At 54.1% G+C, this 523-nt stretch carries 1 pseudogene; it reads right to left on the bottom strand.

The window, feature by feature from the left end:
* Nucleotides 1-523 (bottom strand): annotated as a pseudogene (locus ACSZPU_RS26245) (IS5 family transposase); the annotation flags it as partial.

A 523-nucleotide genomic window follows, 5' to 3' on the forward strand; every position in this document is an offset into this window, starting at 1 on the left:
CGCGTTGTCGTACTCACGTACGACCTTACGATTCCTGCGCGGTGGGATCACCGCTTTCATACCTTGTTCTTCCGCCAGCGCAACGATGGCATCGCTGTCATAGCCCCGATCCGCCAGCAGATGCTCAGCGCTCATCCCCTCAATCAGGGTTGCTGCCTGCGTGCAATCAGCAATGGTACCTGATGTAACAAGTATTCTGACCGGCATACCATGCGCATCCACGGCCAGATGAAGCTTCGTGTTGAGCCCCCTTTTGTATTCCCCATGTCCTGATTACCGCCTTGCGCGCCTGCTGCATGTGGATGGACTTTGATGTGACTGGCATCAATCATCAGCCACTCAAAATCGGGGTCAGCCACCAGTTGTTCCAGCAGAGCCTCCCATACACCCTTATCACGCCAGCGACAAAAACGCCGGTGAGTATTTTTCCAGTCACCATAATCGCCCGGCAGGTCTCGCCATGGTGCACCCGTGCGCAAAATCCAGAATACAGCATTGATAAACAAGCGATTATCTTTCGCTC

The organism is Phytobacter sp. V69 (assembly GCF_965644215.1).
GTDB lineage: Bacteria > Pseudomonadota > Gammaproteobacteria > Enterobacterales > Enterobacteriaceae > Phytobacter.